The organism is Mucilaginibacter puniceus (genome assembly GCF_054783175.1).
This window is the reverse complement of record NZ_BAAGRB010000002.1, coordinates 1,127,591-1,143,149: the sequence shown is the minus strand read 5'-3', so window position 1 is coordinate 1,143,149 and position 15,559 is coordinate 1,127,591. Positions and strand designations below refer to the sequence as shown.

Below are 15,559 nucleotides of genomic sequence, written 5' to 3'. Positions count from 1 at the left end.
TATATCGATATATTATAACTATCTGATTTACAGATATAAAAAATTAATCAAACGATTGATTATTTATAATGTAGCTATAATAGTTACATTGATTTTTAAATAATTTGTTTTATTATTGATTATTAAACCATCCTAATTACCCGCTATGAAGCGTATCGCATTAAATGTTCTGTTACTATTTGCTGTTGCAACGGCTTTTTCACAATCGGCACCTCCTTCAGACAGGATAGCCATTGAGCAAAACTTTCAAAATTTAAATGTATTAGGCAGTGTGCTGTATGTTGCCGCGCACCCTGATGATGAAAATACAAGGTTGCTGGCTTACCTGGCACAGGAAAAGCATTACCGTACCGCTTATTTAGCTTTAACGCGTGGCGATGGCGGGCAAAACCTGATAGGTAATGAGCAAAGCGAATTGTTAGGATTGATACGCACGCAGGAGCTTTTGGCCGCACGCCGCGTAGATGGTGCCGAGCAGTTTTTTACCCGTGCCAATGACTTCGGCTTTTCAAAAGGGCCGGAAGAAACTTTGAAGATATGGGATAGAGAGAAGGTATTAGGCGATGTGGTATGGGCCATCCGTAAATTCAGGCCGGATGTAATTATATGCCGTTTTAATGTAGACGGTAGCGGTGGGCATGGGCACCATACTTCGTCAGGCATTTTGGCGCGTGAGGCTTTCTCATTAGCTGCCGACCCAACCAAATATCCCGAGCAACTAAAATATGTACAGGTATGGCAAGCTAAACGCATACTATTAAATGGCGGCGGCCCGGGTGGTGGGGGCAATGGACAGTTGAGAATAAATGTGGGTGTATACAATCCGTTGATTGGTAAAGGTTATGGCGAGGTAGCTGCCGATAGCCGTTCGAACCATAAAACACAGGGCTTTGGTACGGCCAGGCAACGAGGCGAAAGTTTTGAAAGTTTCAATAATATTTTTGGCGATCCCGCAACTACCGACTTAATGGACGGTGTAAACACCACCTGGACAAGAGTTAACGGGGGAGCGGCGATTGCTGATAAACTGGCTGCTATAAAAAAGAACTACGATGCCGATGATCCCAGCAAATCGGTACCTGCATTAGTGCAGTTATTAAGTGATGTAGAGAAAGTATCTGACACTTACTGGCGCGAACAAAAAAGTAAGCAATTAAAAGATTTGATTGCCGCCTGCGCGGGATTATGGTTTGAGAGTTATGCGGCACAGCCGACATATGCCATAGGCGATCCGATAGAAGTACGCTCGCAGGTGATAAACCGGTTTAATGACCAGATAAAATTAAATAGTATTGATGACCATCATGCCATACAGCGTTTTGAGGGCGGTAAAGTTATTCCTGCAAATGCAGTTCAAACCTTTAACACTACAGCAGTAGCTGATAAATATACCCAACCCTATTGGCTGGAGTCGCCGCACCCTATTGGCACCTATACTATTAATGACCCGACAAAGGTAGGTAACCCCGAAAATCCTGATCTGCCGGTTATAACATACGAGTTTACTATTGCGGGTAAACCTATCTCGTTTGACAGGCGTTTGTATTATAAATACGTTGACCAGGTTAGGGGCGAGGTTTACCAGCCTTTAGAGATTGGTCCGCCGGTGGCGGCTGATATTGCCAATAAAGGATATATTTTTAGCAACCAACAGGCACAAACTGTACAGGTAAAATTGGAAGCTTTTACAAAAGCAGATGGCAGCGTTAGCATTAAACCGGTGGCGGGATGGAAAATCACTCCCGAAAAAATTGACTTCACAGGCAAAAGCCGTGGGGATGAGTGGGTGGCCACTTTCCAACTAACACCTACCAATACACAGCCACGTACTGGTGTTTTAGAGGCAGTGGTGGCCGTGGGTGGTAAAAATTATTCTATGGGTGTACAGCGTATACGTTATGAGCACGTGCCTGCTATTACCTTGTTCCCGCCATCACAAGCTAAGTTAGTTTATGTAGACTTGAAAACTGCCGGTAAAAAAATTGGCTACATAGCAGGCGCGGGCGATTTTGTACCCGAAGCCTTAACCCAGGTGGGTTATGAGGTACACCAGTTAACCGAAAATGATATCGTAAACGGAGACCTGTCAGTTTACGATGCAATTATTACGGGGGTACGTGCCTATAACGTTAATAGTCGTTTGGCGGTTGAGCAGCCTAAGTTAATGGACTATGTAAAAAATGGCGGCAACCTGGTAGTGCAATACAACAATAATAATCGTTTAGTGGTACCACAAATTGGCCCTTATCCTTTCCGCCCGTTAAACCAAAGGGTTACTGATGAATTTGCGGCAGTAACATTTTTAGACCCGCAAAACCCGGTATTAAACTACCCTAATAAAATAACCCAGGCCGATTTTGATGGCTGGATACAGGAACGCGGGCTGTATTTTGTAGGCAATATTGATCCTCAATATAAAACACCGTTGCAAATGAATGATCCCGGCGAGACCCCTAACAATGGCTCATTAATAGTAGGCGATTATGGTAAGGGTAGGTTTATTTATACTTCACTGGCTTTCTTTAGGGAACTGCCGGCCGGTGTACCGGGAGCGTATAGGTTGTTTGTCAATTTATTGAGTAAGCCTAAATAATCTCCTCCATTGTCTTTTGAACCGAGGAACCGAGGGAGAAATCTATACACATGCAAAGTACGCTACCTGCTTGTGTATAGATTTCTCACTATGTTCGAAATGACATTAAAAAACATGGTTAACATATTTTTGTGTTGTTTTTTTATAATTAACTTATAATCACTGTTTTAAGGTGTAAAACAGGCAAAAATGTGTTAACCTATGTAAACCATGTTTTGAAGATTTAATAACAAGGATAATAAAATAATAATCATTTAAAAGTGTTTATAATTAGTTGCTTTACTTGGCAATCTTTATTTTTGTGAACACTAATGAAAAATATAACGCGGTTTTTTTTATTGGGATTGATTTGCCTGGCACTGGTTGTAAACTCGTGCAAAAAGATTGCGCAGGGTACCATTGAATCTGCTTTAACTTCAAGCCCCTGGCAATTGGCATCGGTAACACAAACCACGTATTTAGGCGAGGCCATAACATCAACCGAAACATTAAACACTAATTGTTCATTAACTCAGATATTTTCATTCAAAACAGACAATAGTTGTACCTATACTAATTTTGAATGTTTGCAGCAAAATGCTTCAGGTAAGTGGTCGCTATCGCCCGATAAGCTTATTTTATATGTTGATATGACCAGCCAGGATACTACTGCTGTAGGTAATTCAAAACCTTTTGCCACTTCGCGTATTATTAATTTGGGGCTATACTCTATGGTTGTTGAAACCGGCCCGGTTTCAAATTATTCTACCACGGTGCCGCGAAAAATAAGGCGGTATGGCTTTGTACGGCAAAAAACCACAAATTAGTAGTAATTAGGGCCTAATATTTTATATTTGAAAATACCTTAGTAGAAACATACTATTTAATGAAAAAACGAATAGCCATTTTTGCTTCAGGTTCCGGATCAAATGCTCAAAAAATAATGGAGCATTTTAAACGCCACACCGAAGCCGAAGTTGTATTGATATTAACTAATAATCCATCGGCCTATGTATTGCAGCGTGCCGATAATTTTGAAATACCATCGCATATATTTACTCGCCAGGAGTTTTATGAAACAGACGATGTAATAAGGATGTTAAAAAACTTACAGGTTGACCTTATTGTACTTGCCGGATTTTTATGGCTGGTTCCGCCTGAGTTGCTGCAAGCTTTCCCTAATAAAATAATTAACCTGCACCCGGCATTATTGCCTAAGTATGGTGGTAAAGGCATGTATGGCGACCATGTGCACAAAGCCATATTGGCTGCTAACGAAGAAGAATCGGGCATTACCATCCATTTTGCCAGCGAGCAGTTTGACGAGGGTGAGATCATCCACCAATCAAAATTTAAAATTGAACCCGGCGATAACCTGGAAATGGTAAAGTTTAAGGGCCAGCAGTTGGAGCATCAATACTTCCCTAAGGTTATTGAGAACCTGCTGAAAAAAATGAAAAGCTAAGCTCGGAGATTAGAGGTTGGAGGTTAGAGATTAGTTGTTTATACAATTATCATAATAATTATGGGAGCATTTACTGATCTTGAAGTTTGGAAAAAAGCCAGGTTGCTCAGGAATAATATATCCGAACTAGTTAAACCCTTCCCTGCCGAAGAAAAATATCGGTTAACAGATCAAATAATACGTTCTTCAAGGTCAATAGGTAATAATATTGCAGAAGGTCATGGTAGATTTCATTATCTTGATGCTTCCAAATTTCTAATTAATGCGCGTGGGTCTGCCGCCGAAACCATAGATCATCTTATTGTGGCATTTGATAATAACTTTATTGATGATCAAACTTTGGAGTCTCTTAGAAAAGATTGTGAAGAATGTATGAGAATGATAAATGGATATATTGCTTATCTAAAAAAGCAAGTATAAAAAAGAAAGGTATACCAGTTATTTTCAGTTTTTTAAAGCATTAAAGCCCAAGATCAAAAAAAATGAAAAAAACCAACCTCTAACCTCCAACCTCTAATCTCTAATCACTACCTTTGCGGCTCAAAATTCTCCCAGTAAATGAGTCAGTCAGTAAAAATTAAAAATGCCCTTATTTCAGTTTATTACAAAGATAACCTGGAGCCTATTATTCACGAATTGAACCGTTTAGGTGTAAAAATTTACTCTACCGGTGGTACCGAAACTTTTATCCGCGATCTTGGTGTTGATGTAATAGCAGTTGAAGATTTAACTTCGTACCCATCTATTTTAGGCGGCCGTGTTAAAACTTTGCATCCAAAAGTGTTTGGCGGTATATTATCACGCCGTAGTTTACCTGCAGATAAGCAACAATTAGAGCAGTACGAGATACCGGAAATTGATTTGGTGATAGTTGATCTTTATCCTTTTGAAGAAACGGTTGAATCAGGTGCAGGGCATGATGATGTAATTGAGAAGATTGACATTGGCGGAATATCGCTTATCCGCGCAGCGGCAAAAAACTACAAAGACGTAGTAATACTTGCCTCAAAAAATGACTACATAGAACTTGGTGAGATTTTAAAAGCGCAAAACGGCGAAACTACTATTGATCAGCGTAAACGTTTTGCACAAAAAGCGTTTAATATCAGCTCAAATTACGATACCGCTATATTCCAATATTTTAACTCACAGGAACCAATGCCTGTGTTTAAGCAAAGCATTCAAACCAGCTACAGCTTACGTTATGGCGAAAACCCTCATCAGCAAGGTACATTCTATGGTAACCTGGATGCGATGTTTACCAAATTGCATGGTAAAGAATTATCATACAATAACCTGGTAGATGTTGATGCTGCCGTTGCTTTAATTGACGAGTTTACCGAGCCAACCATAGCCATTTTAAAGCATACCAATGCTTGTGGTGTAGCCAGCCGTTCTTTTATTAAAGAAGCCTGGATAGATGCTTTAGCTTGCGACCCGGTATCAGCCTTTGGTGGTGTAATAATTGCCAATGACGAGATTAACGCCGAAACAGCTACCGAAATAAGCAAGATATTTTACGAAGTATTAATTGCACCTGCTTATACCAACGAAGCTGTACAAATATTACAGGAGAAAAAGAACCGCATCATATTGGTGCGCCAACCGGTTGAACTGCCGGCTAAGCAATTTAAAACTTTGCTGAATGGTGTTATTGAACAGGATAAAGACTTAGTGGTTGAAGGTCCTGAATTAATGACTACCGTTACTAACAGGCAACCTACAGAGCAAGAATTGCGCGACTTATATTTTGCCAACAAAATTGTAAAGCACACCAAATCAAACACTATAGTATTTGCTAAGAACAGCCAGTTGTTGTCCAGCGGTGTGGGCCAAACTTCAAGGGTTGATGCTTTAAAGCAAGCGGTTATTAAAGCAAATAGCTTTGGTTTTGACCTAAATGGTGCGGTAATGGCATCAGATGCATTTTTCCCTTTTAATGATTGTGTTGAACTTGCTGCCGAAGCCGGAGTACTGGCCGTTTTACAACCTGGAGGGTCTATAAAAGATCAGGATTCTGTTGCCATGTGTAATGAAAAAAACATATCAATGGTTACAACCGGGGTACGTCATTTTAAACATTAATAATAATATAAATACCAGAATATTTTAACTGTTTAAATAGCAATTATTTAATGTTTTTAAAGTTATATTTATAAACTTTGCAAATATTCTAGAAGCAAACTACAAATGGGCTTATTTAATTTTTTTACGCAAGAAATTGCCATTGACCTGGGAACCGCAAATACCCTCATTATACATAATGACAAAGTTGTTGTTGACGAACCGTCAATAGTAGCTTTTGACCGGGTAACCAATAAGGTTATTGCCATTGGTAAGCAAGCCATGCAAATGGAAGGCAAAACCCACGATAATATACGTACCGTACGCCCGCTAAAGGATGGTGTAATTGCCGACTTTAACGCTGCCGAGCACATGATACGCGGTATGATCAAAATGATCAACCAGGGTAAGGGATGGTTTTTTCCGTCATTACGTATGGTTATTTGTATACCATCTGGTATTACCGAGGTAGAGAAACGTGCCGTGCGCGACTCAGCCGAGATTGCCGGAGCTAAAGAGGTTTACCTGATACATGAGCCAATGGCTGCCGCCGTAGGTATTGGTATTGATGTGGAGGAACCAATGGGTAACATGATCATCGATATTGGTGGTGGTACTACCGAGATAGCCGTTATTGCCCTATCAGGTATTGTTTGCGATCAGTCTATCCGCGTAGCGGGAGATAACTTTGACTCTGATATTGTTCAGTACATCCGCCGCCAACATAACATTATGATAGGCGACCGTACGGCAGAAAAGATAAAAATTGAAGTTGGTGCCGCATTGCCTGAACTGGTTGATCCACCTGCTGATTTTGCAGTACAGGGTCGTGACCTAATGACAGGCGTACCTAAACAAATTATGGTATCTTATACCGAGATAGCACACTGCCTGGATAAATCCATATCAAAAATTGAAGAAGCGATATTAAAAGCCCTGGAGATAACTCCGCCGGAGCTTTCGGCTGATATTTATCAAACAGGTATATATTTAACCGGTGGCGGCGCGTTATTACGCGGACTGGATAAAAGAGTAGCAGCTAAAACCAAGCTACCGGTTCACGTTGCAGAAGACCCGCTACGTGCCGTAGTGCGTGGTACAGGTACAGCACTTAAAAATATTGGTAATTTTAAATTTTTAATGCAATAGGTTAGAGATTAGTGATTTGTTAATTAGTGATTAGTTGAACAAAGCAATAAGTCATGAAGGGTTTTACTGAACTTGATGCATGGAAAAAATCTCGAATTCTAAGAAATGAGATTTTTGAGTTAGTTAAGAGTTTCCCTAATGAAGAAAAATATAGATTAGCAGATCAAGTAATTCGTTCGTCAAGATCTATTGGAAATAATATAGCTGAAGGACATGGAAGATATCATTATGCCGATTCTTCAAAATTTTTGATCAATGCCAGAGGTTCAGCTGCTGAAACAATTGATCATCTTATTATAGCTTTAGACGAAAAATATATTAGCGGGGAAATTTTTGAGAAATTCAAAATTCAATCCGAAGAATGTATGAAGTTAATAAACGGATATATAAATTATTTTAGACAGCAGGCAAGTAACTAATCTCTAATCTCCAATTAACTAATCACTATCAATGCGTAACCTCCTGATATTTATCACTAAGTACAACGCATTTTTTTTGTTCCTGATATTTGAGATCAGCGCGCTGGTTATTTACATTAAATACAACTCTTTTCAAAAAGCTACTTTTATTAACAGTACCAACCAGGTATCTGCTACCTTGTATGCACAGGTTAGTGAGTTAGACAGTTATTTATCATTACGCCAGGTTAACGATAGCCTTGTGGTGGAAAATGCCCGTTTAAGAACCCAGCTTAAATCATCGTTTTTAGTTGATACGGTAACTAAAATCCCGGTAATTGATTCTACCTATAAACAGCAATATACTTACATACCCGCTAAGGTTATCAGCAATTCGGTTAATATGCGTAATAATTACTTAACCATTAATATGGGCAGCAAAGCCGGTATTAAAAAGGGCATGGGCGTTATATCCAGAACGGGAGTGGTGGGTAAAGTGCTTGTGGTAAGCGAGCATTTTTCTTTAGTACAATCGTTATTACATAAAGAAACCATTATCAGTGCTATGATTGCACGAACTAAAGACCAGGGCTCATTTAAATGGGGAGATGATCTCGATCCACATACCGGCCTATTATATGATGTGTCAAACAGTGCCCAACCCAAATTAGGCGATTTGGTGGTTACGTCAGAGGCGTCATTATTTCCGGCAGGACAAGCGATAGGCAGAATAAGTAACCTGCACTCAAAAAAGGGCGGTGGTTTCTTTTTAAATATGGATGTAACATTAGCGGTTGATTTTAGCAAATTACAGTATGTAAATGTTATTTACAATAAACTGGCATTAGAGCAATTGGAGTTGGAGGCCCAGGGAAAGAAAGATGAGTAGGGCTATTATTATAAATATTATAAGATTTGTGCTGTTGGTTTTTATACAGGTTTTTTTATTGAAAAATATAACCCTGTATGATTTGTCTACGCCTTATTTATATATCTTGTTTATCCTCTTGCTGCCTTTTGAAACACCCAATATTTTATTGTTCCCGCTGGCATTTATATTGGGATTAACCATTGATGCTTTTTATAATACGCCGGGTTTGCACGCGGCTACTTGTGTTATATTGGCACTGGTACGAGTGCTGTTTATTAGTATTACCGTACAAAAGGACGGCTTTGATAATGAGCCTGAACCAACCCTAAGCATAATGGGTTTCAGATGGTTTTTTACCTATGCATTGGTGTTAACTTTATTCCACCATTTCTTTCTCTTTAACCTGGAGGTTTTCCGTTTAGATGAAATACAATATACGTTGAGCAGGGTTGTTTTTAGCTCGATATTTACTGTATTTTTGATGTTGATAACCGGACTGCTATTTTACAGGAGCAAAGAGCGTAAATGAACAATTTTTTCGAGAGGCGATACATCATTGCGGGTATATTTATAACGGTAGTATTAATTTTACTGGCCAGGTTATATTATATCCAGATAGTTGACGACCGGTATTTGACTATAGCCAACGGAAATGTTATAAAACGTTTTATACAATACCCAGCACGTGGGGTAATATTGGATAGGAAAGGAAGAACACTGGTTACTAACGAACTGGTTTATGACATATCAGTTATTCCTAAAGAAGTAAAGCCTTTTGATACCCTTGAATTTTGCAGGCTTATAGATATTACTAAAGAGGAATTTGATAAAAGATTAGAAAAGGCCAGACGTCATTCCCCCAATTTGGAATCGGATTTTGAAAAGCAATTATCGCCAAGGTTATATGCTTCTTTACAGGAACGCATGTCAGAATTTCCCGGCTTTATTGTTCAACCCCATCCTATACGTACCTATCCCGACTCTACCGCTGCTCAGTTCTTGGGGTATATCGGCGAGGTGAATGATAAGAGAATTGACGAGTCGGGAGGATATTACCGCCGCGGAGATTACATTGGCATTACTGGTGTTGAAAGTGCATACGAAGATGTATTACGTGGACAGCGGGGTGTAAAAAACGTGTTGGTTAACTCAAGGGGCGTGCCACAGGGTTCATTTGATAATGGTGCCCGGGATACCGTTCCTGTACCCGGCGAACGCCTTACTTCGTCGTTAGATGCCGAATTGCAAAAATTGGGTGAAAAATTAATGAGTAATAAGGTGGGCAGTATAGTGGCTATCGAACCGTCAACAGGAGAGATACTTGCCTTTGTAAGCAGTCCAACTTTCGACCCCAACTTAATGGCGCGCGAACGTAATAAAAATTATGGTGCCCTGTACAATGATCCTTATAAACCATTTTTAATAAGGCCTATACAGGCTAACTATCAACCCGGCTCGTCATTTAAACCGCTTAGTGCCTTGATCGCTTTGCAGGAAGGTATAATTACACCTTCAACTATTTATTTTTGTCCGGGCTATTATCAGGCTGGTAATCGCAAAATTAGGTGCTTTAATGGTGAGCAGCATGGAGCGGTTAATTTGAGCAGTGCAGTGGCCCATTCATGTAATGGGTATTTTGATATGGTATTTGAAAAACTGATCAATCGTAACGGTCCAAAACAAACCGATGCCAGCTTCACCGTGTGGCGAAACAATGTCGCTAAATTTGGCTTAGGTTCAAGACTTGACCTTGATCTGCCAGCTGAAGGGCGGGGTTACTTGCCAGAAGCGTCGTTGTACGACAAGAAGTACCGGAAAGGTGGCTGGCGGTCAAGCACAGTTATTTCATTGGGCATAGGGCAAGGAGAGTTAGATGCTACCCCTTTACAATTGGCCAACATTGAAGCTACAATTGCTAATCGTGGTTTTTATTACAAGCCCCATTTGATTAAAGCAATAGGCGATAAGCAGATAATAAAACAGGAATACCTGGTGAAAAATTCTGTTGGCATAGATCCGCAATTTTTTGAACCTGTTATTGATGGCATGCAATCCGTGGTCGAACAAGGTACTGCCGCAGGGTCAAGAATACCCGGCATAGTGATGTGCGGAAAAACAGGTACTGTACAAAACAATCGTGGCAAGGACCATTCTGTATTTGTTGCCTTTGCACCGCGCGACAATCCTAAAATTGCCATAGCCGTTGTGATTGAAAATGCCGGCCAGGGTGCCAGGTGGGCGGCGCCTATTGCCAGCTTTATGGTTGAGAAATATTTAAAGGATAGTATAACCAACAGGCCTTCAGGTATTGAGCCCAATTATTACATGGAAGCCAATTTGTTACCTGAATTAAAGCAAAAATCGCCTGCTAAAAAAATATCTGTTGATAGTTTAAAAAAGGATGTGGTTAAAGTAAGTGCCGCACCTAAATTAAAAACTGCTTCGGCCCCGGTACGGAAAAAACCTGTCCCTATAAAATTAACCGCAATGCTCACTAAATTTAAAGATGATGAGTAGCCAGCAGCGCAGTTTTTTTTATAATGTTGATTGGGTATCCATATTAATTTACCTGGCACTATGTACCATTGGTTTGTTAAATATTCATTCGGCAGTTTATGATCCTAATAACAAAAGCCTGCTCGACCTTGATGCTAATTACGGTAAGCAATTCATATTTATTATATCATCCATAATAATTGCTATAGTTATTTTATTGCTCGAAAGCCGGTTTTTAACCGCGCTGTCGCCTGCTATTTATGTTATTACTATCGTATTATTAATACTGGTACTGCTAATAGGGCGTAATGTGGGCGGTAATCAATCATGGATACCAGTAGGCGGCGGGTTTAGGCTGCAACCATCTGAGTTTGCCAAATTTGCTACCTGCCTGCTATTGGCCAGATACTTAAGCGCGGCTAATGTAAAGGTTACAGATATTAAGTCGTTTTTAATTGCTGGGGGTATAATTGGCCTGCCATTGGGGTTAATACTTTTACAGCATGATGCGGGCTCTGCACTGGTGTTTTGCGCGTTAATTTTTGTATTGTACCGCGAGGGGTTATCCTCATTGTTTTTAATTGGGACAGCGCTGGCCATATTTTTATTTGTAACTGCTATATTGTATGATACGTTGTATATAATAGGTGGTTTAGTAGCTTTTACTGCCCTGGTTATTTATTTGTTTAAAAAAAGCAAACGAATAATCATTACTATGTTAATTGGTCTGGCAGCTTCTATCGCATTTGTTTTTAGTGTGCAGTTTCTATACAATAAAGTTCTGCAACCGCACCAAAAATCACGTATTGATATTATATTGGGCATAACCAAAGATTATAGGGGCAAGGGGTATAACCTGCGTCAATCCATGATAGCCATAGGTTCGGGTAAAATGTGGGGTAAGGGTTATATGCATGGCACACAAACCAAATACTCATTTGTGCCTGAGCAAAGCACCGATTTTATTTTTTGTACCGTGGGCGAAGAGTGGGGGTTTGCAGGGTCGGTAGTGGTTTTAAGCCTTTATTTATTTTTGATGTTACGATTGATCGTAATCGCCGAGCGGCAACGATCGCCATTTTCAAGAATATATGGTTATGGGGTGGCCTCTATCATCTTTTTCCACGTAATGATAAATATAGGTATGACCATAGGTTTAGTACCGGTAATAGGCATTCCATTGCCTTTTGTAAGCTACGGAGGGTCATCTTTGTGGAGTTTTACTATCCTGTTGTTTATTATGATCAAACTGGATAGTAACCGGATGGGGATGATCTACGCTTAATTTACAAGTATCTTCTCTTTAACAATTCGTAAAATTTATCGGTAGTTTGTGGCTTGCTTTCCCAATTGTTTTTGGTGGCGTAATTCTTTTTCAAAAAGGTGTCAGCCTCTTCTAAACCTGTAAAGCGGTTTAGTATTTCAATAGCTTCGCTATAAGCCAAACTGTACCCGTTAAACAGATCTTTTACAAACAACAGTTTATCGTTTAAAGTTATAGCCGATTTTAAATCAGTAATTGGCAGTAGGGCAGGCTCGGTTTTGCCCATTTGTGCCGATATTTTTTGATTGATAGTATACACTTCGTCAACTTCGGCTTTAGCCAGTGTAACAGGTGTGTCTATTTTAGGCTCTTCAACAGGTTCGGGCGGTACAACTTCAGGAATCTCAGCGGTTTCCGCTGCATTGGTGTCTGCAATATCTTCCGGCGCTGTATCTATATGTTCTTCTTCAATTAATTCATCATCTTCCCAACTTTCCTCAACCTCCAATTCGTGTCTTATTATTTCAGGCTTAGGCTCGTCTCTTGGTATTGAATTACCCGTTTGTATCACAGGCTCAAAAAATACTTCTTCATGGCTGGGCGGTATTTCGGGGGTCGGTTTTTCTTCAACGGGTTTTTCTTCGACGAGTTTAGCCGGAGTGTTTTGTGCATTTATTTTACGCAGCACCTCAGCATGATCGGTCAAAAAATGGGTATTGGCAACAAATAGTTCCAGTTCAAGATCATTTAACTGGCCCTTTATAGTCTCAAGGTATTGATACTGATCGTTAATTTCCTTTATGATCCCGCCTATTTTGTTAAATACTTCCTGTTGTTTCATCATAGTTGGTACTGTATAAAAATGCTTTTCAAAAATAAGCATTAAAATGCTGATATTAGAGGTTGGTAAAAATTTAGGATGCAGATCACCGAGGATATATTTAAACGGAAGAATGAAAGTGGCGGGAGTATTGAGGTGGTATGCGGTTCTATGTTTTCGGGCAAAACCGAAGAACTGTTAAGGCGCATCAACCGGGTACGGATAGCTAAGCTAAGTTACAAGGTATTTAAGCCAAAGCAAGATACCCGTTATGATGAAACTGATGTGGTATCGCATAACTCCAACTCTATTATTTCTACTCCCGTAAAAAAATCAGCAGATATATTGTTATTAGCCGGGCATGCCCAGGTAATAGGTATTGATGAGGCCCAGTTTTTTGATGATAAGCTGCCCGAGGTTTGTACTGCGTTAGCCAATAAAGGTGTAAGAGTTATCATTGCCGGCCTGGATATGGATTTTAAGGGTAGGCCATTTGGACCCATGCCTGCGTTAATGGCCATTGCCGAATCAGTTACCAAAGTACATGCGGTATGTGTCAGGTGTGGCAATCCTGCTTTATATTCCTACCGATTAGTGCCTGGCAAAAATCGCATCTTATTAGGCGAAAAAGAAAGTTACGAGCCTCGTTGCCGAATCTGTTATAACCTTGTGTTCCCTCAATAAAACGTCTGTTAACTGTAAAGTTGCGGAATTAGACATAAAAAGCGGCCATAGGTAAAACAAAATAGTACCTATGATTTGTTATAAGTAATATATGCTACCAATTATGGCCAAAAAGATATTAGTTATTGAAGATGACAAGGATATTAGGGATACCCTTGTTTATGTGTTAGAAGAGCAGGGGTATGAGGTTGTATCTTCAGAAGAAGCTAAAATTTTAAAATCTTTAGATACCATAAGGCCCGATCTGATATTATTAGATAATTGGCTTACCGAGTGGAAAAGTGATGCCAATGGTCAGCAAATAAGTAAACAACTCAAATCAAACCCTGCTACAAGCCATATACCTATTGTCATCATTTCGGCAGTAAGTAATATTCAGGAAATTGCCCAAGCCGGCATGGCCGATGATTACCTGCGCAAACCATTTAATTTGACTGAAATTATTGAAATAGTAAAAAAATATACGGATAAGGTTTAGCTTTAATTCTATTAAACTTCCTGTTACGTGTATTTAAGGGGGATATTTTGCGCGTTTTTTTGTGCTTTTAAAGCCAGCTCGGTGGCTAAAAAGCAGTGAGCCTGGGTCATGGCTGTTTCGGTACGGTTAACCAGGTCGTCAACAAATAGCTTACCAAAAGGCAATTCTAAATTGCTGGCATCAAATACTACTGTTTCTTTTTTATTGGCCATATAAACATGGTTGCCCCCTTTTTGTGGCAGGCCAATATCAATATTTTTGCGCACTTCAATAAAGCCTTCGGTACCTAATATAGTTAAACGGCCATCGCCCCATGAACCTAACCCATCAGGGGTAAACCAATCATTACGTACGTAGCCCATACCACCATTGCCACGTACTACTACGTCTCCAAAATCTTCAAATAATGGGTATTGCGGATGATTTACATTGCCTACTTCAGAAAATAACACGTTGGCCGAAGTGCTGCCGGTAAAGTATAAAAACTGGTCAAACTGGTGCGAACCAATATCGCATATAATACCACCGTAACGTTTTTTGTCCCAAAACCAGTCGGGGCGTGTTCTTGGGTTTATTTGATGCGGGCCAAGGCCGATAGTTTGTATTACTTTCCCAATAGCGCCAGATTGTACTAATTCGCCGGCTTTAACTGTGCCTTTATTTTCAAACCGTTCGCTGTACATAATGGAATATATACGCCTGGTTTCTTTTTGCACTTTGCGTACTTCGGCCAACTGGTCAAGTGTAATAATGCCCGGTTTATCTACCAGGTAATCTTTGCCATGGCGCATTACTTTTACGCCTAATGGTGCACGCTCATCAGGTATGATCGAGCTCATGATCAGTTGTATAGATGGGTCCTCTAAAACCGCGTTTTCATTAGCTACTAATTTCGCTTTAGGGTACCTGCGCGAAAAAGAAGCAGCTAAATCAGGTTCTTTGGCATAAAAAGATACAAACTCGCCACCGCCACGGGTTACCGCATCAACCATGCTATTGATATGCGAATGGTTAATACCAATTACGCCAAATTTTATCCGGGTTTCGGCAGGCGTTATAATAGTTTTTTCTGATTCAATAAAATTGATCTTGTTTGGGCCATCTTCATAGGCGGCAAGCGCATCAGTAGATAAGCCTGATAAAAAGGCTAAACCAGCAGTTGCAGTAGCTGCCTCTTTAATAAATTTGCGGCGGTTAAATTCAGATGCTTTCATAACAATAAGTTTTATATTGGTTATGATAAAGCTAAATAAATTACTTTAAATACGTCATTTGCAAATTTTCACATCCGCATAAAT

At 39.8% G+C, this 15,559-nt stretch carries 15 protein-coding genes; 13 read left to right on the top strand and 2 right to left on the bottom strand.

The window, feature by feature from the left end:
• Nucleotides 1-145: 145 nt before the first annotated feature.
• The 11 genes from ACYVJ6_RS12165 (at nt 146) to rodA (ending at nt 12,300) form a co-directional block, all read left to right on the top strand.
• Nucleotides 146-2,593, top strand: a complete 2,448-nt coding sequence (locus tag ACYVJ6_RS12165) for a PIG-L family deacetylase (protein ID WP_460694336.1) — start codon at nt 146-148, stop codon at nt 2,591-2,593.
• A 311-nt stretch (nt 2,594-2,904) separates the two neighbouring features.
• Nucleotides 2,905-3,399 carry a hypothetical protein gene (locus ACYVJ6_RS12160; RefSeq protein WP_460694335.1) on the top strand — a complete coding sequence of 165 codons (495 nt, stop codon included), beginning with the start codon at nt 2,905-2,907 and terminating at the stop codon, nt 3,397-3,399.
• A 59-nt stretch (nt 3,400-3,458) separates the two neighbouring features.
• The gene (purN, locus tag ACYVJ6_RS12155) at nt 3,459-4,037 is read left to right on the top strand and encodes a phosphoribosylglycinamide formyltransferase (RefSeq protein WP_460694334.1); all 579 of its coding nucleotides are present in this window, start codon (nt 3,459-3,461) and stop codon (nt 4,035-4,037) included.
• Between the two features lie 60 nt (nt 4,038-4,097).
• On the top strand, nt 4,098-4,457 hold the full coding sequence (locus ACYVJ6_RS12150) for a four helix bundle protein (protein ID WP_460694333.1): 360 nt from the start codon (nt 4,098-4,100) through the stop codon (nt 4,455-4,457).
• Between the two features lie 138 nt (nt 4,458-4,595).
• On the top strand, nt 4,596-6,122 hold the full coding sequence (gene purH, locus ACYVJ6_RS12145; protein WP_460694332.1) for a bifunctional phosphoribosylaminoimidazolecarboxamide formyltransferase/IMP cyclohydrolase: 1,527 nt from the start codon (nt 4,596-4,598) through the stop codon (nt 6,120-6,122).
• Nucleotides 6,123-6,227: 105 nt separating this feature from the next.
• Nucleotides 6,228-7,250 (top strand): rod shape-determining protein, encoded by a 1,023-nt coding sequence (locus ACYVJ6_RS12140; protein WP_460694331.1) that lies wholly within the window; start codon nt 6,228-6,230, stop codon nt 7,248-7,250.
• A gap of 53 nt (nt 7,251-7,303) precedes the next feature.
• Nucleotides 7,304-7,669, top strand: coding sequence for a four helix bundle protein (locus ACYVJ6_RS12135; RefSeq protein WP_460694330.1), 366 nt, complete (start codon nt 7,304-7,306; stop codon nt 7,667-7,669).
• A 31-nt stretch (nt 7,670-7,700) separates the two neighbouring features.
• The gene (mreC, locus tag ACYVJ6_RS12130) at nt 7,701-8,537 is read left to right on the top strand and encodes a rod shape-determining protein MreC (protein ID WP_460694329.1); all 837 of its coding nucleotides are present in this window, start codon (nt 7,701-7,703) and stop codon (nt 8,535-8,537) included.
• Between the two features lie 58 nt (nt 8,538-8,595).
• Entirely contained in the window at nt 8,596-9,048 is a 453-nt protein-coding gene (locus ACYVJ6_RS12125) for a rod shape-determining protein MreD (protein WP_460694328.1), read from the top strand.
• Nucleotides 9,045-11,036, top strand: coding sequence for a penicillin-binding protein 2 (mrdA, locus tag ACYVJ6_RS12120; protein ID WP_460694327.1), 1,992 nt, complete (start codon nt 9,045-9,047; stop codon nt 11,034-11,036). Before ACYVJ6_RS12125 ends, mrdA begins: the two co-directional genes overlap by 4 nt.
• Nucleotides 11,026-12,300: a rod shape-determining protein RodA gene (gene rodA / locus ACYVJ6_RS12115; RefSeq protein ID WP_460694326.1), complete on the top strand. Its 1,275-nt coding sequence runs from the start codon at nt 11,026-11,028 to the stop codon at nt 12,298-12,300. The genes mrdA and rodA overlap by 11 nt, the downstream gene beginning before the upstream one ends.
• A 1-nt stretch (nt 12,301) precedes the next feature.
• Here rodA and ACYVJ6_RS12110 read toward each other — a convergent pair whose 3' ends face one another.
• On the bottom strand, nt 12,302-13,123 hold the full coding sequence (locus ACYVJ6_RS12110; protein ID WP_460694325.1) for a hypothetical protein: 822 nt from the start codon (nt 13,121-13,123) through the stop codon (nt 12,302-12,304).
• A gap of 75 nt (nt 13,124-13,198) precedes the next feature.
• Here ACYVJ6_RS12110 and ACYVJ6_RS12105 point away from each other — a divergent pair, with 75 nt between their 5' ends.
• Nucleotides 13,199-13,783: a thymidine kinase gene (locus tag ACYVJ6_RS12105; protein WP_460694324.1), complete on the top strand. Its 585-nt coding sequence runs from the start codon at nt 13,199-13,201 to the stop codon at nt 13,781-13,783.
• Nucleotides 13,784-13,886: 103 nt separating this feature from the next.
• Entirely contained in the window at nt 13,887-14,261 is a 375-nt protein-coding gene (locus ACYVJ6_RS12100; protein WP_460694323.1) for a response regulator, read from the top strand.
• A 23-nt stretch (nt 14,262-14,284) separates the two neighbouring features.
• Here the strand turns inward: ACYVJ6_RS12100 and ACYVJ6_RS12095 are convergent, their stop codons facing one another.
• Complete coding sequence (locus tag ACYVJ6_RS12095; RefSeq protein WP_460694322.1) at nt 14,285-15,475, bottom strand: Gfo/Idh/MocA family protein; 1,191 nt, start codon at nt 15,473-15,475, stop codon at nt 14,285-14,287.
• Between the last annotated feature and the right edge of the window lie 84 nt (nt 15,476-15,559).

Excerpts from the sequence above, each read along its gene's own strand:
- ACYVJ6_RS12095 (WP_460694322.1), bottom strand. The coding sequence starts at position 15,475 with ATGAAAGCATCTGAATTTAACCGCCGCAAATTTATTAAAGAGGCAGCT.
- ACYVJ6_RS12100 (WP_460694323.1), top strand. The coding sequence starts at position 13,887 with ATGGCCAAAAAGATATTAGTTATTGAAGATGACAAGGATATTAGGGAT.
- ACYVJ6_RS12105 (WP_460694324.1), top strand. The coding sequence starts at position 13,199 with ATGCAGATCACCGAGGATATATTTAAACGGAAGAATGAAAGTGGCGGG.
- purN (WP_460694334.1), top strand. The coding sequence starts at position 3,459 with ATGAAAAAACGAATAGCCATTTTTGCTTCAGGTTCCGGATCAAATGCT.
- ACYVJ6_RS12135 (WP_460694330.1), top strand. The coding sequence starts at position 7,304 with ATGAAGGGTTTTACTGAACTTGATGCATGGAAAAAATCTCGAATTCTA.
- purH (WP_460694332.1), top strand. The coding sequence starts at position 4,596 with ATGAGTCAGTCAGTAAAAATTAAAAATGCCCTTATTTCAGTTTATTAC.
- mreC (WP_460694329.1), top strand. The coding sequence starts at position 7,701 with ATGCGTAACCTCCTGATATTTATCACTAAGTACAACGCATTTTTTTTG.
- ACYVJ6_RS12150 (WP_460694333.1), top strand. The coding sequence starts at position 4,098 with ATGGGAGCATTTACTGATCTTGAAGTTTGGAAAAAAGCCAGGTTGCTC.
- ACYVJ6_RS12160 (WP_460694335.1), top strand. The coding sequence starts at position 2,905 with ATGAAAAATATAACGCGGTTTTTTTTATTGGGATTGATTTGCCTGGCA.
- ACYVJ6_RS12140 (WP_460694331.1), top strand. The coding sequence starts at position 6,228 with ATGGGCTTATTTAATTTTTTTACGCAAGAAATTGCCATTGACCTGGGA.
- ACYVJ6_RS12110 (WP_460694325.1), bottom strand. The coding sequence starts at position 13,123 with ATGATGAAACAACAGGAAGTATTTAACAAAATAGGCGGGATCATAAAG.
- ACYVJ6_RS12165 (WP_460694336.1), top strand. The coding sequence starts at position 146 with ATGAAGCGTATCGCATTAAATGTTCTGTTACTATTTGCTGTTGCAACG.
- mrdA (WP_460694327.1), top strand. The coding sequence starts at position 9,045 with ATGAACAATTTTTTCGAGAGGCGATACATCATTGCGGGTATATTTATA.
- rodA (WP_460694326.1), top strand. The coding sequence starts at position 11,026 with ATGATGAGTAGCCAGCAGCGCAGTTTTTTTTATAATGTTGATTGGGTA.